The organism is Serratia liquefaciens (assembly GCF_027594825.1).
Classification (GTDB): Bacteria; Pseudomonadota; Gammaproteobacteria; order Enterobacterales; family Enterobacteriaceae; genus Serratia; species Serratia liquefaciens_A.
The window spans coordinates 3,603,567-3,627,288 of the sequence record NZ_CP088930.1 but is presented as its reverse complement, the minus strand read 5'-3'; the positions used below and the strand labels follow the sequence as shown (position 1 = coordinate 3,627,288).

Here is a 23,722-nt window from a genome sequence, read left to right as displayed (position 1 = left end):
GATTCTCGGTTCCGTTTTCGGCTATAGAGATTAAACCGGTGTCTGTAGCCCGAAGAACTTTCGGGCCGTCACCACATCATTGGCGATTTGCTGCTTCAGGGCATCGAGCGAAGCAAAACGCTGTTCATTGCGCAATTTCGCGCGGAGCACCACGTCTATATGGCGCCCGTAAAGATCCATTGTGACATCCAGCAGGTGGACTTCCAGCTGCTGACGCACACCGGCAACGGTTGGGCGCGTGCCGATATTGGCTACGCCAGGGAGCGGCTCAGGCCCCAGACCATAAACTTCTACCGCATAAACCCCTTTCACCGGGGCAACCAGGCGCTTCAGCAGCAGGTTGGCGGTCGGGAAGCCGATGGTACGACCCAGCTCATCGCCGTGCACCACCCGACCAGAAATGCTGTACGGGTGGCCCAGCAGCGTTTCCGCCTGCGCCAGGTCGTCATCGCGCAGCGCATTGCGGATCGCCGTGCTGCTGATGCGTTGATCGCCCTCGCGGAAGGTCGGCGTGCTGATCACCTCAAAACCGTATTCTTTCCCGGCTTTTTGCAATAGCGGAAAATCGCCCTGGCGGGTAGCGCCAAAGCGAAAATCATCCCCAACCATCAGGAATTTCACGCCCAGTTTTTCCACCAGCAGTTCGGCGACGAACGCCTGAGCCGTGTTGGCGGCAAAACGCGGATCAAACTTGACGCACAGCAGGTAATCAACGCCCGCCTGCGCCAGATATTTGGCCTTGTCACGCAAACGCGTGAGACGGGCCGGTGCCTTGTCCGCTGCAAACATTTCCAGCGGCTGCGGCTCAAAGATCATGACCATCACTGGCAGCCCGAGGCGTTGCCCCTCTTGTTTCAGCTGCTCCAGCAACGCTTGGTGACCGCGGTGTACGCCGTCAAAGTTGCCGATGGTGAGCACGCAACCATGGTGGCGTGCCCGGATATTGTGAATGCCGCGAATTAGCTCCATAGCTGGCTCAAAACAGTGGAAATCGCCGGATTATACCTTGTACAGCGGTTAAGGTTAACCCGCGATTGGTGCCTTTATGTAATAGACATACCATACCGGAGATAATCTGCAGGTGAAACGCCCTAACCGCAGTTTATCCGGCGTCATCCGCGTGATTACCGACTGCGGCCAATGGGTTGCGACCCCCCTGGCAAATCATTGGTGAATTTTCTCGCGAAAGACTGTATTCCCATGACCGAAGCTGGTAAAATCCTGCGCCATCACAACGTAGCAAGTGCCGCCCGTACAAACGGCGCTTATTTGCACAAATTCATTGACAAACGCAGGCTAAAAGGGCATATTCCTCGGCCTTCGAATTGTCCTCAATAGAATATATTTGGGAGTTGGACCTTGGCTAATATCAAATCAGCTAAGAAGCGCGCCGTACAGTCTGAGAAGCGTCGTAAGCATAACGCTAGCGGCCGCTCAATGATGCGTACCTACATCAAGAAAGTAGAAGCTGCTATCGCCACTGGCGACAAAGAAGCTGCGCAAGCTGCTTACGCTGTAATGAAACCAATCGTGGACCGCAAGGCTGCTAAAGGCCTGATCCACAAAAACAAAGCAGCACGCCATAAGTCAAACCTGTCGGCGCGCATCAACGCTTTGTAATAAGCAAAGTGTTGTCTGCTTGAAAAAAAACCGGCTCAGGCCGGTTTTTTTACGTCTGCGCTACCCGGTCTAGTAGGCAAACAGCGCAGAGAAGTCCTTGTTGCACACCCGCTGTACCGCCGGATGCTGGATCATGCGCTCGGCAAAGATGATGTAGTACTCTTCCTGCACGCTATCAATACGTCCAATCTCCACCACGTCATCGTCGTTATAGGTATCTTGCGCATACAGCGTCGGAGCAACGAAGATCGCGTTGTGGTACATGCCAAAGGTCTTCATCAGGGCCGCATCGTCAAACTCGCCCAGGATTTCCACCTGAATGCCTTGAGTGTTAAACCAGTTAAGCAATTTACGCCCCAGCATCGAACGTCGGCCAGGGATCAACAATTTGCGCTGTTCCAGGCAGGCGGGGAACGGCAGGTCCGGCGCCGGCTGACGACAGAAGAAGCTGATGCCGCACTCACCCAGCTTGAGTGAAAACAACCCTTCCTGCTGGCTGGAGTCCACCGGGCAGTCTGACAGGATCATATCGAGCTTATGCTGGCTGAGCTGCTCCAGCAGCATCTCATGCGTCGACTCAAAGCAACGCAGGTGAATTTGCTCATTATCCACCACCACCGCCGTTTCCAGAACCTGGCTCACCAAACGCTTGGACAGCGCATCCGCCACCCCAACGTCGAACAGCAGGTTGGATTCCTTGCGATAGTTGACGATATCCAGCATTTCCTGGCTGAGCATAAACATCTTGTCGGCATAGCGGAACACCAGCTGCCCCAATTCAGAAGGCACCAGCCCACGCCCCTGCCGCTTGAACAGCTTGCCGTCCAAACGCTCTTCCAGCGCTTTGATCTGGCCTGTGATGGTCTGCGGCGTCAGAAACAACGCTTCGGCGGCGCCGACCACAGAACCTTCCTTGCAGACCTGCCAGAAGTAGTAAAGGTGATTAAAGTTGATATGCGACATCCTCACGAGGTGCTCTCCTTAACATTTCATCGCGGCGAACTTTCGACCGTGACGAGCGACTAATGTCCTTTCCCTGTTTCAGACAACCTGTTGCTGCATTCGTCCCAAACAGAACGGCCGAAGCTGCACATATTTTATACTGTGCAGCTCCGACCAGCTATTGTAGTGTGTCCCCGCAAACAGGGGATACCCTAAAGGGGTTATCTGACCCGTGGTAACGACATGCGCAACAGACCGTACCCGACCACCGCCGCCGTGGTTGACCCAATCAGGATCCCCAGTCGCGAATAGGTGCTTAGTACAACATCCGCATCACCAAACGCCAGTGACGCGATGAAAATCGACATGGTGAAACCAATACCACAGAGCACAGAAACGGCAAACACCTGTTTGAAACCAATTCCTTCAGGCAACCTGGCAATGCCCAGCTTCACCGCCAACAGGCTAAAGGTGAAGATACCCAACGGCTTACCGATAAACAGACCCGCCGCGATCCCGACCGGCAACAGTGAGGTCAGCCCGCTCAACGACACGCCCTGTAATGAAACGCCGGCGTTGGCGAAAGCAAACAGCGGCAGGATCATAAAGGCCACCCACGGATGCAGTTCATGCTCTAACGTTTCTGAAGGCGACGGGCCTTTCTTCACGTTCAGCGGGATCATAAAGCCGACGATCACCCCGGCGAGCGTTGCATGCACCCCGGATTTTAGGATCGCTACCCACAGCACCAGGCCGACAATCATATAGAGCGAAGTTTTCCCCACGCCGCGCCAGTTCATAAACGCCAATACGGCAACAGCGGCCGCCGCCACGCCCAACGCCACCATCGAGACTTCATGGGTGTAGAACAACGCGATAATCACGATCACGCCCAGATCATCAATAATCGCCAGCGCCAGCAGGAACACCTTCAGGCTGGTTGGCACGCGGTTACCCAACAGCGCCATCACCCCGAGGGCAAACGCAATATCGGTCGCCGCCGGGATTGCCCAGCCCTGACGGGTCACCTCGTCCGCGCCGTTGAACATCAGGTAAATCAGCGCCGGCGCCAGCATGCCACCCAGCGCGGCAATTGCCGGGAAGACCGCCTTGTCGCGACCGGCCAATGAGCCCTGCATCAGCTCACGCTTAACCTCCAGCCCGACCACCAGGAAAAAGATCGCCATCAGGCCATCGTTAATCCACAACAGCAGCGGCTTGGCAATCTCCAGCGAAGACACTTTCACCATGACCGGTAAATTGAGGAAAGCGTGATAGATCCCCTGAGCCGGGGTATTGGCCATGATCAACGCAATAATCGCGGCTACGATCAGGATGATGCCGCCCGCGGCCTCCTGACGCAAAAACTGACGAATAATGTTGGTCACAATACGTCTCTCCAGATTTGTGCGTGGCGCAAGGCCCCCGCAGACAAAGTAATGGAACGAGTATAGACGGCGATTTAGCTCGATAAAATACGTTTATAAATGCTTTAAACATCGATAAAACCGATCTATTTACGATGTATGTCACATTTTTTATAGGGATATTGGCAAGTGAACGTCAATAAAAAACCCCGGTTTTGACACCGGGGTTATGCAGAACGCTAACGGAGACAGAAGCTTAACGCGTCAGGTCGTCAAAAAACTTTTTCACGCCATCGAAGAAACTTTTCGAACGCGGACTGTTTTTATCACCGGAAGGGCCACCCAGGCTTTCCTCCAGTTCCTTCAGCAACTGCTTCTGCTTGTCGTTCAGGTTAACCGGGGTTTCCACCACCACGCGACACAGCAGGTCGCCCTGGCTGCCGCCACGTACCGATTTAACACCCTTGCCGCGCATGCGGAACAGCTTGCCGGTCTGGGTTTCCGTCGGCACTTTCAGCTTCACTCGGCCATCCAGCGTCGGCACTTCGATCTCACCGCCCAATGCTGCCATCGCGAAGTTAATCGGTACTTCACAGTACAGGTTGTTGCCTTCACGCTCGAAGATAGGGTGAGCTTTCACCTGAACCTGAACGTACAGATCGCCAGCCGGTGCGCCGTGTTCGCCTGCTTCACCCTCACCCGCCAGGCGGATGCGGTCACCGGTATCCACGCCGGCCGGGATTTTCACCGACAGCGTTTTGGCTTTCTCTACCCGGCCGTGGCCGTGGCAGCTGTTGCAAGGGTCTTTGATGATCTGACCGCGGCCATGACAGTGCGGACAGGCCTGCTGCACGGTAAAGAAGCCCTGGCGCATCTGCACCTGGCCCTGACCGTGACAGGTTGGACAGGTCACCGGCGAGCTGCCTGGCTTCGCGCCGCTGCCGTGGCAAACGCCACACTCTTCCAGCGTCGGGATGCGGATCTCTTTGGTCACGCCACGAACCGCTTCCTCGAGGGACAGCTCCATGTTGTAGCGCAGATCGGAACCACGGCTGGCGCGTTGACGACGGCCACCACCGAAGATGTCGCCAAATACGTCGCCAAAGATATCGCTAAAGTCGGCACCGCCGCCGCCAAATCCACCGCCGCCGCCCATGCCGCCTTGTTCAAACGCCGCATGGCCGTATTGATCGTAGGCCGCACGCTTTTGATCGTCGGTCAGAACTTCGTACGCTTCCTTGACCTCTTTAAATCTGGCTTCGGCGTCCTGATCCTGGTTGCGGTCAGGATGGTACTTCATCGCCAGGCGCTTATACGCCTTTTTGATCTCACGTTCTTCCGCCGTCTTGGAGACGCCGAGAATCTCGTAATAGTCTTTCTTCGCCATTATTTCTGTAACCCTTAACATGCGTGCACGGGCGTAGAGTTGCCTCGACGCCCGTGCTGGTTTCCGGTAACGGCCTTTCGACCGTTCCGTGCCCGCTTAAGGGCGATTATTTTTTGTCTTTAACTTCTTCGAACTCAGCGTCAACCACGTCGTCGTCTTTCTGCGCCGCGTTGTCAGCACCGGCATCAGCACCTTGCTGAGCCTGCTGCGCCTGAGCCATTTCCAGCAGCTTGCCGGAAACCTGCACCAGAGCCTGGGTCTTAGCTTCGATCTCGGCTTTATCTTCGCCTTTAACCGCAACTTCCAGATCTTTCAGCGCCGCTTCGATAGCCGTTTTGTCTTCCGCTGGCAGTTTATCGCCCGCTTCTTCCAACTGCTTACGGGTACCGTGGATCAGGTGGTCGGCCTGGTTACGGGTCTGCACCAGCTCTTCGAACTTACGGTCAGCTTCGGCGTTCACTTCAGCATCGCGCACCATTTTCTGGATTTCTTCTTCGTTCAGACCAGAAGAAGCCTTGATGGTGATCTTCTGCTCACGGCCAGTATTCTTGTCTTTGGCAGACACGTGCAAAATACCGTCGGCGTCGATGTCGAAGGTCACTTCGATTTGCGCCATACCGCGTGGAGCCGCCTGGATGCCGTCCAGATTGAACTGGCCCAGTGACTTGTTATCGTTAGCGCGTTTACGCTCACCCTGCAGCACGTGGATGGTTACCGCAGACTGGTTGTCTTCAGCGGTAGAGAACACCTGGCTGTGCTTGGTCGGGATGGTGGTGTTTTTGGTGATCAGCGGAGTCATCACGCTGCCCATGGTTTCGATACCCAGCGACAGCGGGGTAACGTCCAGCAGCAGAACGTCCTTCACATCACCGGCCAACACGCCGCCCTGTACCGCAGCACCCACCGCAACGGCTTCGTCCGGGTTAACGTCTTTACGCGGTTCTTTACCGAAGAAGTCAGCGACTTTCTTCTGAACCATTGGCATACGGGTCTGGCCGCCCACCAGGATCACGTCCTGAATGTCGGAAACCGACAGGCCTGCGTCTTTCAGAGCGACTTTCAGCGGCTCGATAGAACGCGCGACCAGATCTTCTACCAGCGACTCGAGTTTTGCACGGGTCACTTTGATGTTCATGTGTTTTGGACCGCTCGCATCTGCAGTAATGTACGGCAGGTTTACGTCGGTCTGCTGAGCGGAAGACAGTTCAATCTTCGCTTTCTCAGCGGCTTCTTTCAGACGCTGCATCGCCAACGGATCGTTGCGCAGGTCGAAACCTTGTTCTTTCTTGAACTCTTCCACCAGATAGTTGATCAGGCGGCTGTCGAAGTCTTCACCACCCAGGTGGGTATCACCGTTGGTTGCCAGAACTTCGAAGGTTTTTTCACCGTCAACTTCGTCGATTTCGATAATGGAGATATCGAAAGTACCGCCACCCAGGTCATAAACCGCGATGGTACGGTTGCCGACTTCTTTGTCCAGGCCGTAAGCCAGGGCCGCAGCGGTCGGTTCGTTGATGATACGTTTTACTTCCAGACCTGCGATACGGCCGGCGTCTTTGGTCGCCTGACGCTGTGCGTCGTTGAAGTATGCAGGTACGGTGATAACCGCTTCAGTTACCGGTTCACCCAGGTAATCTTCCGCCGTTTTCTTCATTTTCTTCAGCACTTCAGCAGAGATCTGCGGAGGTGCAACACGCTGGCCTTTCACTTCTACCCATGCGTCGCCGTTATCAGCAGCCACAATTTTGTACGGCATGATGTCTTTATCACGCTGTGCTTCTTCATCCTGGAAGCGACGGCCAATCAGGCGCTTGATCGCAAACAGGGTGTTTTGTGGGTTAGTAACAGCCTGACGCTTAGCAGGCTGGCCAACCAGAATTTCACCATCCTGGGTATATGCGATGATCGAAGGTGTAGTACGGTCGCCTTCGCTGTTCTCCAGCACGCGCGCTTTACCACCATCCATAATTGCTACACAAGAGTTGGTAGTACCCAGGTCGATACCAATGATTTTGCCCATCTAAACGTCTCCACTAATAAATTCATATTCGATCAGGTTGCTAACCTATATGCGGGCGAATTTTTGCTTTTCAACTGCCCAACATTTCAGACTTACCCGCGGTCAGCAACTGCGGTTGCAAATAAGATGGGGCCATACAATCCAGCATCAAGGGGCAGGGCAAAAAAAAATTCGTTTTTATCGTCACTCAGATCATTGTTTCCTGTTCTGGGGATCATTATGATGCCGCGCGCTCTGATGGAAGTTATGGTTTTTTCGGCCATTCAGACCATTTATGAATTTACCTATCCATTTTCGTTAAAATTCTGTTATCGCAGAGGACATATGCACACCAACAAGTTGGCGAATCCCGGCCCTCTCGGCCTGATGGGCTTCGGGATGACCACCGTCTTGCTGAACCTGCACAACGCGGGCTTTTTCCCATTGAACTCTTCCATCATCAGCATGGGGATTTTCTTCGGTGGACTGGCCCAGATTATGGCTGGCCTGCTGGAATACAAGAAAGGCAACACCTTTGGCATGACGGCCTTTATCTCTTACGGCAGCTTCTGGCTGAGCCTGGTCGGGCTGCTGCTGCTGCCGCGCCTGGGCCTGGCTGAACCGACCGATGCCAGCGTGCTGGGTATCTATCTGGCACTGTGGGGCGTCTTCACCCTGTTCATGTTCTTCGGCACCCTGCGCGCCAACCGCGTGCTGCAGTTCGTGTTCGGCAGCCTGACGCTGCTGTTCGCCCTGCTGGCCGTAGGTAACATCACCGGCAACCCTGCGCTGCTGAAATTTGCCGGCTACGAAGGCATCATCTGTGGCGCCAGCGCCATCTACCTGGCCATGGCGGAAGTGCTCAACGAGCAGTTTGGCCGTACGGTGCTGCCGATTGGCGAACCCAGCGTCAACAATGTAGAGCCAATTCGGGCAGTGGCATAAGCGTCATTGACCTGAAATGAAAAGCCCTGCGGTTGATTGCAGGGCTTTTTTTTAGCTGTAAGAACCGGCGCGTTGCGCCTTGGTTTCGCTGTTCAGATCGCGATGAAGGTAAATCCCCAGCAGCAGTCCTATTCCCGACAGCGCCAACACGTAGTAAGCGGGCGCTAACGGGGTTAACTTCATGATCAACGTCACAAATATTGGGGTTAAACCCCCAAAAATAGCGTATGCGACATTATATGAGAACGAAATCCCGGTAAATCGTACTTCCGCCGGAAAAGCCCGCACCATCACATAGGGCACCGCGCCCACCACGCCCACGCTGAAGCCCACCAGCGCATAGCAGGCGAACAGCATTTCAGGATGTTCTCCCACCGTGCGATAAAACAGCCAGCTGCAACCGGCCAACAGCAAGCTGCCAACGATAAAGGTTTTGCTGGCACCGAAACGATCCGCCGCCAAACCCGCGATGATGCAACCGGCAATCAGCATGATGGTGGCAATGCTGTTCGCCTGCAGCGACAGCGCCGGGGCGATACCTAACTGCTTTTGCAGATAGGTGGGGGTCATCAGGATCACCACCACGATACCGGCGGACAGCAGCCAGGTCAGCAGCATCGACACCGCCACTTCCTTGCGATGGTTCAGCACCACGGACTTCAGGGGCAGCTCTTCCGCCAGAGCTTTGCGCGCCTGCATCTCGATGAAAATTGGCGTTTCCTGCAACCAGCGGCGCAGGTACATCGCCACCAGGCCGAAAATACCGCCCAGCAGGAAGGGAATGCGCCAGCCCCCTTCGGCAATGGTCTGTTGGCTGAGCGTGGTGTTAATCACCGTAGCCACCAACGAGCCCAGCAAGATACCGACCGTCAGACCGGCGGTCAGGGTGCCGCAGGCAAAACCAATGCGGCGGCGCGGTACGTGTTCGGCAACAAACACCCAGGCCCCCGGCACTTCACCCCCAATCGCTGCGCCCTGCAGCACGCGCATCAGCAGCAGCAACAGCGGTGCGGCAATACCGATGCTGGCGTAGGTCGGTAACAAGCCCATGCCCAGCGTCGGTAGCGCCATCAGCAGAATGCTCAGGCTGAACATCTTTTTACGGCCGACCAAATCGCCGAAGTGCGCCATCACGATGCCACCCAACGGACGGGCCAGGTAACCGGCGGCAAAGATGCCGAAGGTTTGCACCTGACGCAGCCATTCAGGCATATCCGCCGGGAAGAAAAGTTCGCCCATCACCGCAGCAAAGAAAACGAAAATGATGAAGTCGTAGAACTCCAGCGCTCCGCCCAGGGCAGCTAACGTCAGAGTTTTGTAGTCTTGCCGGTTTAACCGGCGATTATTATCGTGAGGCATAGGGTACCGTCGGAGGAGACTGTTAAAATAAAAGCCAGTGGCTTTCTGTAAACGAATCCTTACTATAACGGCAAAATATTTTCACACCAGATCGCTTGGGGCTTATCTTACATAACGCTGAAATTTAGAGGTTTATCTCGCGACGCGCATTCTTCGGACGAAATGCTGCTACCACTTCAGCCTGAGTTTCCACATAAGGCCCCTCGAGCAGTTGGATGCAGTACGGCACGCTGGCGAAGATACCATGCACCACCACCTTGCCCTGTTCGTCCCTGACCCCTTCCAGCGTTTCCTTGATTGACTTGGGTTGTCCCGGCAGGTTGATGATCAGCGCCTGCTTGCGGATCGCCCCCACCTGGCGCGAAAGAATTGCCGTTGGCACATAGTGTAGGCTGATTTGACGCATTTGCTCGCCGAAGCCGGGCATCACGCGATCGGCGATCGCCAGCGTGGCGTCCGGGGTCACGTCACGTCGTGCCGGCCCGGTTCCGCCGGTCGTCAGCACCAGATGGCAGCCCATTTCATCCACCAACTCACACAGGGTTTGCTCGATCAACGTTTGCTCATCGGGGATCAGCCGGGTTTCCAGTTTGAACGGCGTGGCCAGCGCGTCGGTCAGCCACGCTTCCAAAGCCGGTATGCCTTTGTCCTGGTAAACGCCGCCGGAAGCGCGGTCAGAAACAGAAACCAAACCAATACGTAATATGTCCATGCGTAACCTCTACAGCCTAATGGGGTTCGAACGGGTTCGCTTCCCGCCCTGTTATTCATCCCGAGAGTATAAGGTGTCTGCCCGCGCCGGGGATCTGCGGGCATAAAAAAAGGCGGCCTAAGCCACCTTTTTCTGCGCTGACTGCCTGAATTACAGCAGATCGGCGATCATTTTTTCCAGCTTGCCCTGGTCTACGGCAAACTTGCGGATACCGTCGGTCAGTTTCTCAACCGCCATTGGATCCTGGTTGTGCTGCCAGTAGAACTCAGGCTCGGTCAGCGCCGCAGGACGCGCTTTCACTTCGCCGGTGTAAGCCAGTTTACGCTCCAGGGAACCTTCGCTCTCTGCCAGCTCTTTCAGCAGTGCAGGGGCGATGGTCAGACGGTCACAGCCAGCCAGTTCGATGATTTCACCGACGTTACGGAAGCTGGCACCCATCACCACGGTTTTGTAACCGTGCTCTTTGTAATACTGGTAGATCTCGGTAACGGAAACCACGCCCGGATCTTCGTGCGGCGCGAACTCTTTTTTGTCGCCGTTGGCTTTGTACCAGTCGAGGATACGACCGACAAACGGAGAGATCAGGTACACGCCGGCTTCGGCACAGGCACGCGCCTGGGCGAAGGAGAACAGCAGCGTCAGGTTACAGTTGATGCCTTCTTTCTCCAACTGCTCTGCAGCGCGGATGCCCTGCCAGGTGGAAGCCAGTTTGATCAGGATGCGATCGTTGCTGATGCCGGCATCGTTGTACAGTTTGATCAGGCGCTTGGCCTTGGCAACGCTGGCCACGGTGTCGTAGGACAGGCGTGCGTCCACTTCGGTAGAGATACGGCCAGGAACCAGCTTAAGGATTTCCAGACCGATGTTGACGGCCAGCTTGTCGGCGGCGTCGGCGATTTGCTGTTCGCGATCGCTGCTCTGCTCGCGCGCCCAGGCAATGGCTTCGTCAATCAGTTTGCGGTATTCAGGAATTTGGGCTGCATTGAGGATCAGCGAAGGGTTGGTCGTAGCATCTTGCGGTTGATACAGCTTCATTGCCGCGATATCGCCCGTATCTGCAACCACGGTAGTGAGTTGGCGCAGGGAAGTTAATTTATCGGTCATGTTGGCATTATCTCATCGTTTGTGCATGAACTTTTGGCATCGTTCAACCATGCCCTGCCCTGATAATAACATGCGCAAGGCGCGGTGCAAGGCTGGAAAATCGCGGCCCGGCGGCGCTAGTTTTATCCTTGAGCGAGCAACCGTTTACGCCAGTATCTTTCGTCATTCTCGAGCTGATGAAAAGGCAATAACGTGCTATCGATTGAATAAATTATGTTAAATTCGCGAAAATTGATGCAATGGGGCCAGTAATCTGAGAAAAATCTCAATTGCTCGGAACCCAGCCGGTTTCAGCTAAGCTCTTGTAAAAATTCAATCAATATATTTTCACCCGTGGTGGACGCGACGCGGTGCGTAACAAATAACAACAAGGAGGGATCCGTGACGGACCTGATGAATTTTATAAATAATATTTTGTGGGGCTCGGTACTGATTTATTTGCTGCTCGGCACAGGCATTTACTTCACCCTACGCACCCGCTTTATCCAGGTCCGCCATTTCAGCCACATGTTCTCGGTGCTCAAGCACAGCAACAAAAGCGACAGCGCTGGCATCTCCTCTTTTCAAGCTTTGTGCACCACTCTCGCCGCACGCGTCGGAACCGGTAATCTGACCGGCGTGGCTATTGCCCTCACCGCCGGTGGCCCGGGAGCCATCTTCTGGATGTGGGTGGTGGCGTTCATCGGCATGGCCACTTCTTTTGTCGAAAGCAGCTTGGCACAACTCTACAAAACCAAAGACGATCGGGGTAACTACCGCGGTGGTCCGGCTTACTATATGGAGAAAGGGCTGGGCATGCGCTGGATGGGCGTGCTGTTTTCCATCTTCCTGATAATTGCCTTCGGATTAGTGTTCAACGCCGTGCAGGCCAACTCCATTGCCCAGGCCTCCGCCGTCGCCTTCCACGTGAAGCCTCTGTATGTCGGTATCGGTCTGGTGATCCTGAGCGGTCTGGTGATCTTCGGCGGCATCCGTTCCGTTGCTCGCGTAGCCGAATGGGTGGTGCCACTGATGGCCGCCGCTTATTTACTGCTGGCCTTCTGGGTGATTGGCCATAACATTGAGCATATGCCGGCAATCTTGTCGCTGGTGTTCAAGAGCGCCTTCGGGCTGCAGGAAGCGGCCGCCGGCGCCGTCGGCTACGGCATTTCACAGGCGATGACCCAGGGCGTTCAGCGTGGCCTGTTTTCCAACGAGGCCGGTATGGGCTCTGCCCCCAATGCGGCGGCTTCCGCTACCCCTTACCCGCCACATCCGGCTTCTCAGGGCTACGTGCAGATGCTTGGGGTCTTTATCGATACCATCGTGATTTGCAGCGCGACCGCCGCGATCATTCTGTCTTCCGGCGTACTGGATCAGCCGGTGGCCAACGTCAGCGGTATCGACATGACCCAGAGGGCATTGTCCGCCGCCGTCGGCAGCTGGGGCTCCCCCTTTGTCGCCATCGCCATTTTCTTCTTCGCCTTTACCTCGATCATCGCCAACTATGCCTATGCCGAGAGTAATCTGGTGTTCCTCGAGCATAACCACCCGGCCGGCCTGCTGGTTTTCCGCTGTGCCGCACTGGGCATGGTGATGTTTGGCGCGCTGGCCGAGTTGCCGGTGGTATGGAAGATGGCGGACACCTCCATGGCGTTGATGGCCATCACCAACCTGACGGCCATCCTGCTGTTGTCAAAAGTGGCGCTGAAACTGGCCGATGATTATCACCGCCAGCGCACACTGGGCAAATTGCCTACTTTCGACGCCACCCGTTTTCCGGAACTGAAGTCTCAACTGGAACCCGGCGTGTGGGATAAAAACTGAGTTTTTACGGGCGCGTCTGTCACGCGCCCTGCCTATCAGACCCATTGACCCTTTTTCCCGCGCTTTTTGCTACAGTATCCGTTCTTGGATAAACAGGATCTGGCCATGCTCGTTATTATTTCACCTGCAAAAACCCTTGATTACGAAAGCCCGTTGGCAACAGAACGCTTCACGCAGCCGGAGCTGCTGGACAAGTCGAAGCAGTTGATCAAGATCTGCCGCGAGCTGACGCCGGTACAAATCGCTAAGCTGATGGGCATCAGCGACAAACTGGCCGGGTTGAACGCCGCTCGCTTTGGCGACTGGCAGCCAAAGTTCACCCCGGACAACGCTCGCCAGGCCCTATTGGCTTTCAAAGGCGACGTCTATACCGGTTTGCAAGCACAGGATTTCAGCGAGGACGATTTTGACTTCGCCCAACAGCATCTGCGCATGCTGTCCGGGCTGTACGGCGTGCTGCGCCCGCTCGATCTGATGATGCCTTACCGTCTGGAGATGGGCATCAAACTGGACAACGCCAAGGGCAAGGATTTGTACAGTTTCTGGGGCGAGCAGATCACCAAAAAGCTTAACGAAGCGCTGGAACAACAGGGCGACGACGTGGTGGTCAACCTGGCATCCGACGAATACTTCAAATCGGTGAAGCCGGCCAAACTGCACGGCACGCTGATTAAGCCGGTGTTCCTCGACGAGAAGAACGGCAAATACAAGGTGATCAGCTTCTACGCCAAGAAGGCGCGTGGATTGATGAGCCGCTATATCATCAAGAATCGCCTGACGCAGCGCGAACAACTGCTTGGTTTCAACCTGGAAGGCTATGCATTCGATGAAGCCGACTCCAAAGGCAACGAACTGGTGTTCAAACGCCCCGAGCAGTAATCCGCCACGCCCATAAAAAAAGCCGTCGCAATGACGGCTTTTCGCTTTATGCACCCAGGGGGATCAGGCAGGCAAGGCCATCAGGAACTTGCGCAGCTCGCTAAAACCGGCCGGCAGGTTGTGGGACAGCAGCGGTAAATCGGCGCGCAGTGCCAGCGCCTTCGGCAGCGGCAGCTCCTGACCGAGAATTTCCTCTACGCTCTCTTTAAACTTGGCCGGATGCGCGGTGCCGAGGAACAAGCCAAACTCTCCTTCCTGCAACTGGTCACGCAACGCGCGATAAGCAATTGCCGCATGCGGCTCAGAAAGGTAGCCCAGTTGCGCCAGCTCACGCATGCTGTCCTTGGTGGTTTCGTCACTCACCGTTGCGTGCCCCAGTTCTTTCAACTGCCAAATCTTCCGACGGAACAGCTCTTCTACGCGCGGCCAGTTATTCGGCTGGCTGACGTCCATTGCGTTCGACAGCGTTGCCACCGTGGCATGCGGCTGCCACTGACCATTCGTCAGGAAGCGCGGCACGGTATCGTTGGCATTGGTCGCGGCGATAAAACGCTTCACCGGCAGGCCCAGCGATTTTGCCAACAAGCCGGCGGTCAGATCGCCGAAGTTGCCGCTTGGCACCGAAATCACCAGTTGATTACGCGCTTCCTGCGGCAGTTGCGCTACCGCTTCGAAGTAGTAGCAAATCTGCGCCAGCAGGCGGCTGATGTTGATCGAGTTGGCCGAGTTCAGGTGCAGCGCTTCTTTCAGCTCCTGATCGTCAAACGCCTGCTTGACCAGGGCCTGACAGGCGTCGAAGTCGCCGTCAATCGCCACGGTGTGAATGTTGCCGCCCAGGGTACAGAACAGTTTTTCCTGCAACGGGCTGATTTTGCCCTGCGGATACAGGATCACCACGCGAACATTTTTCAGGCCGTAGAAAGCATGTGCCACCGCCGCGCCGGTATCGCCGGAAGTCGCCGTCAGGATAGTCACCGGCTGATCGCCCGCCACTTCCGCCAGCATTTGCGCCATAAAGCGGCCGCCGAAGTCTTTGAAGGCCAGCGTCGGCCCGTGGAACAGCTCCAGGCAGGCAATGTCGTCTTCCACTTGCGCAACCGGCGCCGGGAATTCAAAGGCCGCCGCTACGCGCTTATGCAAAGCCTCTTCGGAAACTTCGTCGCCAATAAACGCCGACAGAATGCGGCTGCTGCGGGTGACAAAATCCTGCTCCAGCAGATGGTCGATTTCGGTCAACTCAAACTCCGGCAGTTCCAGCGGGAAAAACAGCCCTTGCTGTTTGCCCAGGCCTTGTTTGATCGCCTGCGCGAAGCTGACCTGCTCGTTGTGATCCTTAAGGTTGTAGAGTTTCATGCGTTATCCCAGTAGTCGTGCGCCTGCGGTATCCAGACGGCAAATATGAACAAAACCTTCGTCGTTTTGCAGATAGTGATTAGTCAACCAATCGGCCATGCGTTGTGCCGTAGCACCATCATCACAGACGGCGAACAGCGTCGGGCCGGAGCCGGAAATACCGCAAGCCAGCGCACCTATATCCTGCGCGGCCTTGCGCGCATCGGCGAAGCCAGGCAGCAGGCGGGTGCGGTACGGTTCGGCAATCACGTCCTGCATCAGTTTGGCGGCCAAGCGTGGCTGTTGGGTGTGGCAGGCATGAATAAAGCCCGCCAGATAGCGGCCGTGGCTGATACAGTCCTGGCGACGATACTGCGCGGGCAAAATCGCGCGCGCTTCGGCGGTGGACACCTTGATGCCCGGATAGGCCATCACCCACAGCCAGTCTTTAAAGCATGGCACTTCCTGGCTGATGAAGCCTTCTTCTTCCAGCATCAGCTGCAAGCCGCCGAGGTAGCAAGGCGCCACGTTGTCGTAATGCACGCTGCCGGAGATGCGGCCTTCCAGCTCGCCCATCAGGCTCAGCAGGGTCATTTTATCCAGAGGACGGTTGCAGAATTCATTCATCGCCATCAGCCCGGCAACCACCGAGCAGGCGCTGGAACCCAACCCCGAACCGATCGGCATGTTTTTCTCCAGCCGCATCGCCACCGGGATCTCACGGCCGATCTCCTGACAGAAACGCTGCCAGCACTGATAAACGATATTCTCTTTTGGATCGTCCGGCAGTTTGCTGACGAAGCGACCGGCGTTCTGCAGGCTGAACGTGGCGGCGGCCTCGACGCTGACGCAGTCGCCCAGCAAGGTACCATCGATCGGTGACACCGCTGCACCCAGAACGTCAAAGCCGACGCTTACGTTGCCAATTGAGGCCGGCGCATACACCTTAACCATATTAAACTCCCAACTTCCATGACAGTGTGCGCAACAGATCGGCGAAGACCCCTGCTGCAGTCACATCGTTACCGGCACCGTAGCCACGCAGTACCAACGGCAACGGCTGATAGTAACGGCTGTAGAAAGCCAAGGCGTTCTCGCCGTTCTTCACTTTATACAACGGATCGTTGCCGTCTACCGCATCTATGCGAACCTGACAGCGGCCATTTTCAATGACGCCGACGTAACGCAACACCTTGCCTTGCTCGGCCGCGTTGGCCACATTGCGGGCATACTCTTTGTCCAGCTCCGGCAGGCGCGCCATAAAGGTTTCCACATCCCCGGAGGCATCAAATGAAGGCGGCAAAGCCGACTCGACTTCGATATCCTCCAGTTCCAGCTTATACCCCGCTTCACGGGCCAGGATCAGCAGCTTGCGGGCCACGTCCATACCGGAAAGATCGTCACGGGGATCCGGCTCGGTATAGCCTTTGGCCTTGGCCTCCAGGGTCGCCGCCGACAGCGACATGCCTTCGTCCAGCTTGCCGAAAATAAACGACAGCGAACCGGACAGAATGCCGGAGAAGCGCGTCAGCTCGTCACCGGCGTTCAGCAGGTTTTGCAGGTTTTCGATCACCGGCAGACCCGCACCGACGTTGGTGTCGTACAGGAACTTGCGGCGCGAACCGGCCGCGGCGGTGCGTAACTGTTGGTAGTAGTTCATCGACGAGGTGTTGGCCTTTTTGTTCGGCGTCACCACGTGGAATCCGTCGGCCAGGAAGTCCGCGTATTGATCGGCAACGGCTTGGCTGGAGGTGCAGTCGACAATCACCGGGTTCAGCAGGTGGTACTCCTTCACCAAACGAATCAAACGCCCCAGGTTGAACGGCTCTTGCGCGCCGGCCAGCTCATCACGCCAGCTTTCAAGCTGAATGCCGTGAATGTTGGTCAACATGGCGCGTGAATTGGCAATGCCGCACACCCGCAGATCGATATGCTTTTGTTTCAGCCAAGGCTGCTGACGGTAAATCTGCTCGATCAACGCGCCGCCAACGCCGCCAACGCCGATGACAAACACTTCAATCACCTGATCGGTGTTGAACAACATCTGGTGGCAAACGCGCACCCCGGTGGTCGCGGAGTCATTGCTGACCACCACCGAGATGGAGCGTTCGGAAGAGCCCTGAGCAATAGCGACAATGTTGATATTGGCGCGAGCCAGCGCAGAGAAGAAGCTGGCCGAAATGCCGCGCAGGGTACGCATGCCGTCGCCGACCACCGAGATGATCGCCAGCTGTTCCATTACGTCCAGCGGCTCCAGCAGGCCGTCTTTCAATTCAAGATAGAACTCGTCTTCCAGCGCACGACGCGCACGTTGCAGTTCGCTCTGCGGCACGCAGAAGCTGATGCTGTATTCGGAAGAAGACTGAGTGATCAGCACCACCGAGATACCGGCGCGTGACATCACGGCAAACACCCGCGCGGCCATGCCGACCATGCCTTTCATCCCCGGACCGGAGACGTTGATCATCGCCATATTGTTCAGGTTGGTGATGCCTTTCACCGGCGTATCGGAATCCAGATTTTCGCCACCAATCAGCGTACCAGGCGCCTGTGGATTAGCGGTGTTTTTGATCAGGCAGGGGATTTGGAACTGGGCGATGGGGGCGATGGTGCGGGGATGGAGAACGCTGGCGCCGAAGTAGGAAAGCTCCATGGCTTCCTGGTACGACATCGATTTCAACAGCCTGGCGTCCGGCACGGTGCGTGGGTCACAGGTATAAACGCCGTCAACGTCGGTCCAGATCTCGCAGCAGTCGGCGCGCAGGCAGGCGGCCAGCACGGCGGCGGAGTAGTCAGAACCGTTACGGCCCAGCACCACCAATTCGCCCTTGTCGTTGCCGGCGGTGAAACCGGCCATCAGCACAATGTGATCCGCCGGGATGGCCGATGCGGCGATACGCAATGTGGATTCTGCGATATCTACCGTGGACTCCAGGTAATGCCCCTGTGCCAGCAGCTTTTCAACCGGGTTAATCACCGTGACCGGGAAACCTTTGGCGCGAAATACCCCTTCCATGATGGCGATGGAGAGCTTCTCGCCGCGGCAGATGATGGCCGCATTCACGCTGTCCGGACACTGCCCAAGCAACGCAACGCCATGCAGCACCTGCTTGAGCTGGGCGAACTCCTGATCGACAAACGTCTTGAGACGGTCGTACTCAAAGCCGGGCAACGCCTGCGTCAGCCCGCTCAGCAGGTCGGCGAAGATGCGCTCTGCATCGCTCATATTTGGCAGAATGTCTTGCCCCGCTACCGTTTTTTCAATCATCGCCACCAGGTGGTTAGTGATTTTAGCCGGAGCGGACAAGACCGTGGCCACCTGTCCCTGACGTGCATTACTTTCCATGATGTCGGCAACGCGCAGAAAACGTTCTGCATTCGCTACCGAGGTTCCGCCAAATTTCAGCACTCGCATTTCTTGTCTCTCCCGAATTTAAGCCGAAAAAAAAGCCCGCACTGGTTAGGTGCGGGCTTTTTTCTTTTGTTTCCTGTACGCGTCAGCCCGCCCCGTTACCTGTGGTATCGGTGGTGGTAATAATTGTTGTGTTCAGGCTGATGTTTCGCATTTTTTCTGTCTGTCTCATTAAATACTCTGTCCCCTCTATTGGTTAAAGCAATCGCTATCCCAAGTCAAATTATTTCTTGTTTTTGCTTATTTATCGTCCAGCGAGCTAACCGGGCGATGCGAGAGCTGAAAAGCCAGATGACAGAACAAAAAGACAGGCAGGCGGCAAATTTGCAGTGGATCACACTGCAAAATTAGCCATGTTTACGGGTATCACTTTGTCAGTTTTTTTTCGATATCATGCAACAAAGTATGCAGCATCGCCGTGTCCCGCTGTTGCAAAGTACCAAGCCGTTGATGCAGCCAGTCGCGCAATTTTTGATCGTCACTGACCTCCAGCGCCGCCAGTAACCCATCAGCACGCTGACGCAATGCCTTAAGCTGGCCTTCGTGGGCGACCGCCTCTTGCGGCGCGCTGACGTTCATCAGCTCTGACAGCTGATAACAGTACACCATCACCGCCTGGCCGAGATTGAGCGAAGGGTAATCCGCCTGCATAGGAACGCCAGTCAGCAAATCCGCCAGTTCCAGCTCCTCATTGGTCAGGCCGGAATCTTCACGGCCAAACACCAGCGCCGCCTGGTTTACCCACTGGCTGCGCTCACTCAGCTGGCCCAACAGTTGCTGCGGCGTACAGTAATAATGAAAACGCGCCCGGCTGCGGGCCGTGGTGGCTACGGTGAAATCTACGTCCGCCAGCGCCTGTTCCAGAGTGGCGAAAGTTTGCACGCCGTCGAGGATCTCCCCCGCCCCGTGAGCAACCCAACGCGCCGCCGGCTGCAGGTGCGCTTCGCTGTCGACGATACGCAACGAAGTGAAGCCCATGGTTTTCATTGCCCGCGCCGCAGCGCCGACGTTTTCCGGCCGTGCCGGAGCCACTAAAACAATATGCAGCTGCATCAATACTCCACAGAATAAGGGGGTCGCAGGTTTTTGACTGTTCAGGATAGTCTGATTATATTTACAAGTGTGCAACAATAATCCCGCAGGCTGCGATAGACAGGGGTAAATGCGCTATTGGCCTTATAAATGGCACGGAATACATATTATTACTTCTTATGATTTACTACTCTTATTAATCAAGGTGTTAAAATAACTGCTTTATCAATAAGCCGTTAATTCTACCTCATTAGGCGCAACAATGCTGAATCGTACACAGAATTTATGGTTCTGTGACTTAAGCTGGCATTTCTGTAAGTGTTTTTCACAAAACTGTTAACGTGCTACAATTGAATTTGATATATGTCAACAAAGCTTAGTTTTGTTGGGTGATGAATTCGGTACGCACTGTTATATTGCTGTTAATAGGGTTAGGATATGCGCCGTTTTGGCACCTTTGGGGATGTAAGGAATAGCACCCCCACCAAGCTAGCGATCTTGTTGACATGAGATGGAAAGTGCATCAAGAACGAGTTTACGTACTGTAGTCATTTGGTAAGAGGGAACGTGAGCGCTAATCTCTGCCCTCCGCTAAGAAAACAAAGACTTCTGTACTTCCTATTTTCTATTTTGTTGGCAATTTTAGGTAGCAAATATGCAGACCCCGCACATTCTGATTGTCGAAGACGAGTTAGTCACTCGTAACACCCTGAAGAGCATTTTCGAGGCGGAAGGCTACGTTGTTCATGAAGCCAATGATGGTGCAGAAATGCACAACATCCTGTCTGAAAATGATATCAATCTGGTTATCATGGACATTAATCTGCCAGGCAAAAATGGCCTGCTGCTGGCGCGTGAACTGCGCGAACAGGCCAGCGTTGCGCTGATGTTCCTGACCGGCCGTGATAACGAAGTTGATAAGATCCTCGGATTGGAAATCGGCGCTGATGACTATATCACCAAGCCATTTAATCCACGTGAACTGACCATTCGCGCACGCAACCTGCTGTCCCGCACCATGAACCTGGGCAGCGTCGGCGAAGAACGCCGTCTGGTTGAAAGCTATAAGTTCAACGGTTGGGAGCTGGACATCAACAGCCGCTCTCTGATCAGCCCAGCGGGCGAGCAATACAAATTGCCGCGCAGTGAATTCCGCGCCATGCTGCACTTCTGCGAAAACCCGGGCAAGATCCAATCCCGTGGCGAACTGCTGAAGAAGATGACCGGCCGCGAGCTGAAACCGCATGACCGCACCGTGGACGTGACCATTCGTCGCATCCGCAAGCACTTCGAATCCACGCCGGACACGCCTGAAATCATCGCTACCATTCACGGTGAAGGCTACCGTTTCTGCGGCGATCTGGAAGAGTAAGCCTGCGCGTTAAAATAGTTGGGGTTCAACTGAACCCCAAGTCTCTTATTTTGCTTCACCCCAAGGGATGATCGGCACAGCGCTCAGCGCGTTCTTCGGCGAACCGTCCACCACACGGTCTGAATAACTCAGATAGATCAACGCATTGCGATTCGCATCGTAAAAACGCACCACCTGCAGCTTCTTGAACACCAGCGACGTCCGCTTCTGGAACACCACCGTCCCTTCCGCCTTGCCGTTTTTGATTTTATCGTTCAGCGCGATCGGCCCGACCTGCTGGCAAGAAATGGCTGCATCCGCAGTGTCTTCCGCTAATCCCAAACCGCCTTTAATGCCACCGGTTTTGGCACGGCTGATATAACAAGTTACATTTTTAACATCGGGATCGTCGAATGCTTCCACCACGATTTTGTGGTCCGGACCGAAGAGTTTGAATACCGTATCCACCGACCCAACCTGTTCTGCCTGCGCGCTGTTTACCGTTGCGCAAACTAAACCAAACAAAAATATCCATCCTTTTTTCATTCACTTAACTCCAATAACCTGGGCGCTAAAAATAGCCGCAGGCAATTAATATTGTTTATGTTTTAGGTCACAGAATAGGGGTTTTTCCGGTCTGCACCGGTCTTTTTAGCACAGAGCGTGAAAAAAATCTTTGAGAGTCTCGGAGGAAAAAAATTGCTATTATGCGGCGTCGTTATTTCTTTGCGCCCTTTAAGGTGTGCCCCTGTCCAACTCCCGCGCAACCCGCTGCGAGAGGCAAAGAGTGCTACGCAAAATGGCTCATGGATTGGTCTGATAGCGCAAGCACCAGCGTGACGAATAAACAGTTCGGGTCCCGACCCTAAAGCTCTACGAGGAAGATCTATGGATCAAGCCGGTATCATTCGTGATCTGCTTAGCTGGCTGGAAAGCCATTTGGACCAACCCTTGTCGCTGGACAACGTGGCGGCGAAAGCGGGTTACTCAAAATGGCATCTACAACGGATGTTCAAAGATATTACCGGTAACGCCATCGGCGCTTATATCCGGGCAAGGAGATTATCCAAGGCTGCAGTGGCGCTGCGTTTAACCAGCCGCCCTATTCTGGATATCGCCTTACAGTATCGCTTCGACTCGCAGCAGACCTTCACGCGCGCATTTAAAAAACAGTTTGCGCAAACGCCGGCGTTGTATCGCCGCGCCGAAGACTGGAGCGCATTCGGCATCTGTCCGCCAATCCGCCTGGGCGCATTTACCCTGCCGCAGCCAGAGTTTGTCACGTTGCCGGAACAGCATCTGATTGGCCTGACGCAAAGCTATTCGTGCACGCTGGAGCAAATTTCGAACTTCCGTACCGAGCTGCGCTCACAGTTCTGGCGCCAATACCTGGGCGAAGCAGAGACGCTGCCGCCGGTGCTGTACGGTCTGCACCATTCGCGCCCAAGCCAGGAAAAGGACGACGAGCAGGAAGTGCTGTATACCACGGCGCTGGAACCGCATCACGTTCCGAAGGAAATTCAGGCTGGGCAGCCGCTGACGCTGCAAGGTGGTGAGTATGCAATGTTCAGTTATGAAGGCCCTACTTCTGGTCTGCAGGACTTTATTCTGACGCTATACGGCACTTGCCTGCCGGCACTCAAACTCACGCGCCGCAAAGGGCACGACATTGAGCGCTTTTATCCCAAGGGTGACCGTCGGCCACCCCAACCGCCGACCGAGATCAACTGCGACTATTTGATCCCGATCCGCCGTTAACGCTGCAGTTCGTCCAATGCGGGCATGTCCAGATGCGTGACATCGCCCGCCGTTTCGACAATCCAACCGGAAGCCAGCCAAGGGCTCTGCTGATGGTCGACACGCGACAGCGAACAGTTGCGCAAACGCAGGCGACGTTCGGCATAGGCCGGTAACCCTAGCACGGTGCTGATCAAACACCCCAGCGCGATACCGTGGCTCACAATCAGCGGCTTGCTCCCTTCAGGCAGCATCAGGCAGCTTTCCAACGCCTCGCGCATCCGCCCCCCCAGCTCGCTCATGGATTCACCTTGAGGGATACGGCCGTCGGCAGTACCATCGACCATCTGCTTGCGCCACTGCTCTTCCTGCGGCGTCAGGCTGTCGATCAGGCGTTCTTCCAGAATCCCCATGTGCAACTCGCGCAAACGTGGATCGTTTATAACCTCGCAACCGCAAGCTTCTGCGATAATTTGCGCGGTGCGTCGGGTACGCCCCAAATCGCTGGTAATCACGTGCGTGATACCGAGCTTGCTGACGCGTTGGGCAACCAGATGAGCCTGATGCTCACCGTGGGCGGTTAACGGGCTGTCGGACTGACCCTGGATACGGCGAGCCGCATTCCATTCCGTTTCGCCGTGGCGAACGAGGTATACCTGTAACATTTTGCTTTTCCGTTATACTGCGTGAAACCTGAGTTTATCTTCGTCACAGGCCGCTTGCGCAAGCGTCTGACGT

Annotated in this window: 21 protein-coding genes and 1 other annotated feature; of the genes, 6 read left to right on the top strand and 15 right to left on the bottom strand. The window is 55.4% G+C overall.

What is annotated here, in order from left to right:
* Positions 1-30 precede the first annotated feature (30 nt).
* Positions 31-969: a bifunctional riboflavin kinase/FAD synthetase gene (gene ribF / locus LQ945_RS16600; protein ID WP_270101264.1), complete on the bottom strand. Its 939-nt coding sequence runs from the start codon at positions 967-969 to the stop codon at positions 31-33.
* A gap of 390 nt (positions 970-1,359) precedes the next feature.
* Between ribF and rpsT the strand changes: the two genes are divergently transcribed.
* Positions 1,360-1,620, top strand: coding sequence for a 30S ribosomal protein S20 (gene rpsT, locus LQ945_RS16595; protein ID WP_012005147.1), 261 nt, complete (start codon positions 1,360-1,362; stop codon positions 1,618-1,620).
* Between the two features lie 69 nt (positions 1,621-1,689).
* Here the strand turns inward: rpsT and nhaR are convergent, their stop codons facing one another.
* The 4 genes from nhaR to dnaK all read right to left on the bottom strand — a co-directional run bounded on the left by nhaR (position 1,690) and on the right by dnaK (position 7,336).
* Entirely contained in the window at positions 1,690-2,589 is a 900-nt protein-coding gene (gene nhaR / locus LQ945_RS16590; protein ID WP_004950031.1) for a transcriptional activator NhaR, read from the bottom strand.
* A 194-nt stretch (positions 2,590-2,783) separates the two neighbouring features.
* Positions 2,784-3,950 carry a Na+/H+ antiporter NhaA gene (nhaA, locus tag LQ945_RS16585; protein ID WP_044554120.1) on the bottom strand — a complete coding sequence of 389 codons (1,167 nt, stop codon included), beginning with the start codon at positions 3,948-3,950 and terminating at the stop codon, positions 2,784-2,786.
* A 235-nt stretch (positions 3,951-4,185) separates the two neighbouring features.
* Positions 4,186-5,316, bottom strand: coding sequence for a molecular chaperone DnaJ (gene dnaJ / locus LQ945_RS16580; RefSeq protein WP_020825148.1), 1,131 nt, complete (start codon positions 5,314-5,316; stop codon positions 4,186-4,188).
* 106 nt (positions 5,317-5,422) lie between these two features.
* Positions 5,423-7,336, bottom strand: coding sequence for a molecular chaperone DnaK (dnaK, locus tag LQ945_RS16575; RefSeq protein WP_020825147.1), 1,914 nt, complete (start codon positions 7,334-7,336; stop codon positions 5,423-5,425).
* Between the two features lie 324 nt (positions 7,337-7,660).
* Here dnaK and satP point away from each other — a divergent pair, with 324 nt between their 5' ends.
* The gene (satP, locus tag LQ945_RS16570; RefSeq protein WP_041415204.1) at positions 7,661-8,260 is read left to right on the top strand and encodes an acetate uptake transporter; all 600 of its coding nucleotides are present in this window, start codon (positions 7,661-7,663) and stop codon (positions 8,258-8,260) included.
* A gap of 51 nt (positions 8,261-8,311) precedes the next feature.
* On the opposite strand, the gene LQ945_RS16565 is transcribed toward satP, so the two are convergent.
* From LQ945_RS16565 to tal, 3 genes are all read right to left on the bottom strand, one after another.
* Positions 8,312-9,619 carry an MFS transporter gene (locus tag LQ945_RS16565; RefSeq protein ID WP_270101263.1) on the bottom strand — a complete coding sequence of 436 codons (1,308 nt, stop codon included), beginning with the start codon at positions 9,617-9,619 and terminating at the stop codon, positions 8,312-8,314.
* A 124-nt stretch (positions 9,620-9,743) separates the two neighbouring features.
* Positions 9,744-10,331 (bottom strand): molybdopterin adenylyltransferase, encoded by a 588-nt coding sequence (gene mog / locus LQ945_RS16560; RefSeq protein ID WP_044554118.1) that lies wholly within the window; start codon positions 10,329-10,331, stop codon positions 9,744-9,746.
* Positions 10,332-10,481: 150 nt separating this feature from the next.
* Positions 10,482-11,435, bottom strand: coding sequence for a transaldolase (gene tal, locus LQ945_RS16555; protein ID WP_270101262.1), 954 nt, complete (start codon positions 11,433-11,435; stop codon positions 10,482-10,484).
* 381 nt (positions 11,436-11,816) lie between these two features.
* On the opposite strand from tal, the gene LQ945_RS16550 reads away from it, so the two are divergent.
* Together LQ945_RS16550 and yaaA are read left to right on the top strand one after the other, a co-directional pair.
* The gene (locus LQ945_RS16550) at positions 11,817-13,241 is read left to right on the top strand and encodes an alanine/glycine:cation symporter family protein (RefSeq protein WP_269934966.1); all 1,425 of its coding nucleotides are present in this window, start codon (positions 11,817-11,819) and stop codon (positions 13,239-13,241) included.
* 105 nt (positions 13,242-13,346) lie between these two features.
* Positions 13,347-14,120 carry a peroxide stress protein YaaA gene (gene yaaA / locus LQ945_RS16545; RefSeq protein ID WP_269934965.1) on the top strand — a complete coding sequence of 258 codons (774 nt, stop codon included), beginning with the start codon at positions 13,347-13,349 and terminating at the stop codon, positions 14,118-14,120.
* A gap of 63 nt (positions 14,121-14,183) precedes the next feature.
* Here the strand turns inward: yaaA and thrC are convergent, their stop codons facing one another.
* The 5 genes from thrC to LQ945_RS16520 form a co-directional block, all read right to left on the bottom strand.
* On the bottom strand, positions 14,184-15,473 hold the full coding sequence (thrC, locus tag LQ945_RS16540; protein ID WP_044554114.1) for a threonine synthase: 1,290 nt from the start codon (positions 15,471-15,473) through the stop codon (positions 14,184-14,186).
* 3 nt (positions 15,474-15,476) lie between these two features.
* Complete coding sequence (thrB, locus tag LQ945_RS16535) at positions 15,477-16,406, bottom strand: homoserine kinase (protein WP_044554113.1); 930 nt, start codon at positions 16,404-16,406, stop codon at positions 15,477-15,479.
* A 1-nt stretch (position 16,407) separates the two neighbouring features.
* Positions 16,408-18,867, bottom strand: a complete 2,460-nt coding sequence (gene thrA / locus LQ945_RS16530; RefSeq protein ID WP_270101260.1) for a bifunctional aspartate kinase/homoserine dehydrogenase I — start codon at positions 18,865-18,867, stop codon at positions 16,408-16,410.
* 25 nt (positions 18,868-18,892) lie between these two features.
* Positions 18,893-19,011: a sequence feature (Thr leader region), on the bottom strand.
* Positions 18,950-19,018 carry a thr operon leader peptide gene (gene thrL / locus LQ945_RS16525; RefSeq protein WP_071998276.1) on the bottom strand — a complete coding sequence of 23 codons (69 nt, stop codon included), beginning with the start codon at positions 19,016-19,018 and terminating at the stop codon, positions 18,950-18,952. It overlaps the preceding feature by 62 nt.
* Before the next feature lie 212 nt (positions 19,019-19,230).
* Complete coding sequence (locus LQ945_RS16520; RefSeq protein WP_262242106.1) at positions 19,231-19,917, bottom strand: tRNA/rRNA methyltransferase; 687 nt, start codon at positions 19,915-19,917, stop codon at positions 19,231-19,233.
* A gap of 634 nt (positions 19,918-20,551) precedes the next feature.
* Between LQ945_RS16520 and arcA the strand changes: the two genes are divergently transcribed.
* A complete protein-coding gene (gene arcA, locus LQ945_RS16515) occupies positions 20,552-21,268 on the top strand; it encodes a two-component system response regulator ArcA (RefSeq protein ID WP_004949989.1) in 717 nt (238 codons plus the stop codon).
* A gap of 45 nt (positions 21,269-21,313) precedes the next feature.
* Here the strand turns inward: arcA and creA are convergent, their stop codons facing one another.
* Positions 21,314-21,793 (bottom strand): protein CreA, encoded by a 480-nt coding sequence (creA, locus tag LQ945_RS16510; protein ID WP_044554110.1) that lies wholly within the window; start codon positions 21,791-21,793, stop codon positions 21,314-21,316.
* Positions 21,794-22,135: 342 nt separating this feature from the next.
* On the opposite strand from creA, the gene robA reads away from it, so the two are divergent.
* Positions 22,136-23,005 carry an MDR efflux pump AcrAB transcriptional activator RobA gene (robA, locus tag LQ945_RS16505; RefSeq protein ID WP_182820696.1) on the top strand — a complete coding sequence of 290 codons (870 nt, stop codon included), beginning with the start codon at positions 22,136-22,138 and terminating at the stop codon, positions 23,003-23,005.
* Here robA and gpmB read toward each other — a convergent pair.
* Entirely contained in the window at positions 23,002-23,649 is a 648-nt protein-coding gene (gpmB, locus tag LQ945_RS16500) for a 2,3-diphosphoglycerate-dependent phosphoglycerate mutase GpmB (RefSeq protein ID WP_270101257.1), read from the bottom strand. The genes robA and gpmB overlap by 4 nt on opposite strands.
* Positions 23,650-23,722 lie beyond the last annotated feature (73 nt).

Coding starts and splice junctions, on each gene's coding strand:
- thrB (WP_044554113.1), bottom strand. CDS start 16,406: ATGGTTAAGGTGTATGCGCCGGCCTCAATTGGCAACGTAAGCGTCGGC.
- dnaK (WP_020825147.1), bottom strand. CDS start 7,336: ATGGGCAAAATCATTGGTATCGACCTGGGTACTACCAACTCTTGTGTA.
- thrA (WP_270101260.1), bottom strand. CDS start 18,867: ATGCGAGTGCTGAAATTTGGCGGAACCTCGGTAGCGAATGCAGAACGT.
- robA (WP_182820696.1), top strand. CDS start 22,136: ATGGATCAAGCCGGTATCATTCGTGATCTGCTTAGCTGGCTGGAAAGC.
- satP (WP_041415204.1), top strand. CDS start 7,661: ATGCACACCAACAAGTTGGCGAATCCCGGCCCTCTCGGCCTGATGGGC.
- thrC (WP_044554114.1), bottom strand. CDS start 15,473: ATGAAACTCTACAACCTTAAGGATCACAACGAGCAGGTCAGCTTCGCG.
- gpmB (WP_270101257.1), bottom strand. CDS start 23,649: ATGTTACAGGTATACCTCGTTCGCCACGGCGAAACGGAATGGAATGCG.
- arcA (WP_004949989.1), top strand. CDS start 20,552: ATGCAGACCCCGCACATTCTGATTGTCGAAGACGAGTTAGTCACTCGT.
- dnaJ (WP_020825148.1), bottom strand. CDS start 5,316: ATGGCGAAGAAAGACTATTACGAGATTCTCGGCGTCTCCAAGACGGCG.
- ribF (WP_270101264.1), bottom strand. CDS start 969: ATGGAGCTAATTCGCGGCATTCACAATATCCGGGCACGCCACCATGGT.
- creA (WP_044554110.1), bottom strand. CDS start 21,793: ATGAAAAAAGGATGGATATTTTTGTTTGGTTTAGTTTGCGCAACGGTA.
- mog (WP_044554118.1), bottom strand. CDS start 10,331: ATGGACATATTACGTATTGGTTTGGTTTCTGTTTCTGACCGCGCTTCC.
- LQ945_RS16520 (WP_262242106.1), bottom strand. CDS start 19,917: ATGCAGCTGCATATTGTTTTAGTGGCTCCGGCACGGCCGGAAAACGTC.
- LQ945_RS16565 (WP_270101263.1), bottom strand. CDS start 9,619: ATGCCTCACGATAATAATCGCCGGTTAAACCGGCAAGACTACAAAACT.
- tal (WP_270101262.1), bottom strand. CDS start 11,435: ATGACCGATAAATTAACTTCCCTGCGCCAACTCACTACCGTGGTTGCA.
- yaaA (WP_269934965.1), top strand. CDS start 13,347: ATGCTCGTTATTATTTCACCTGCAAAAACCCTTGATTACGAAAGCCCG.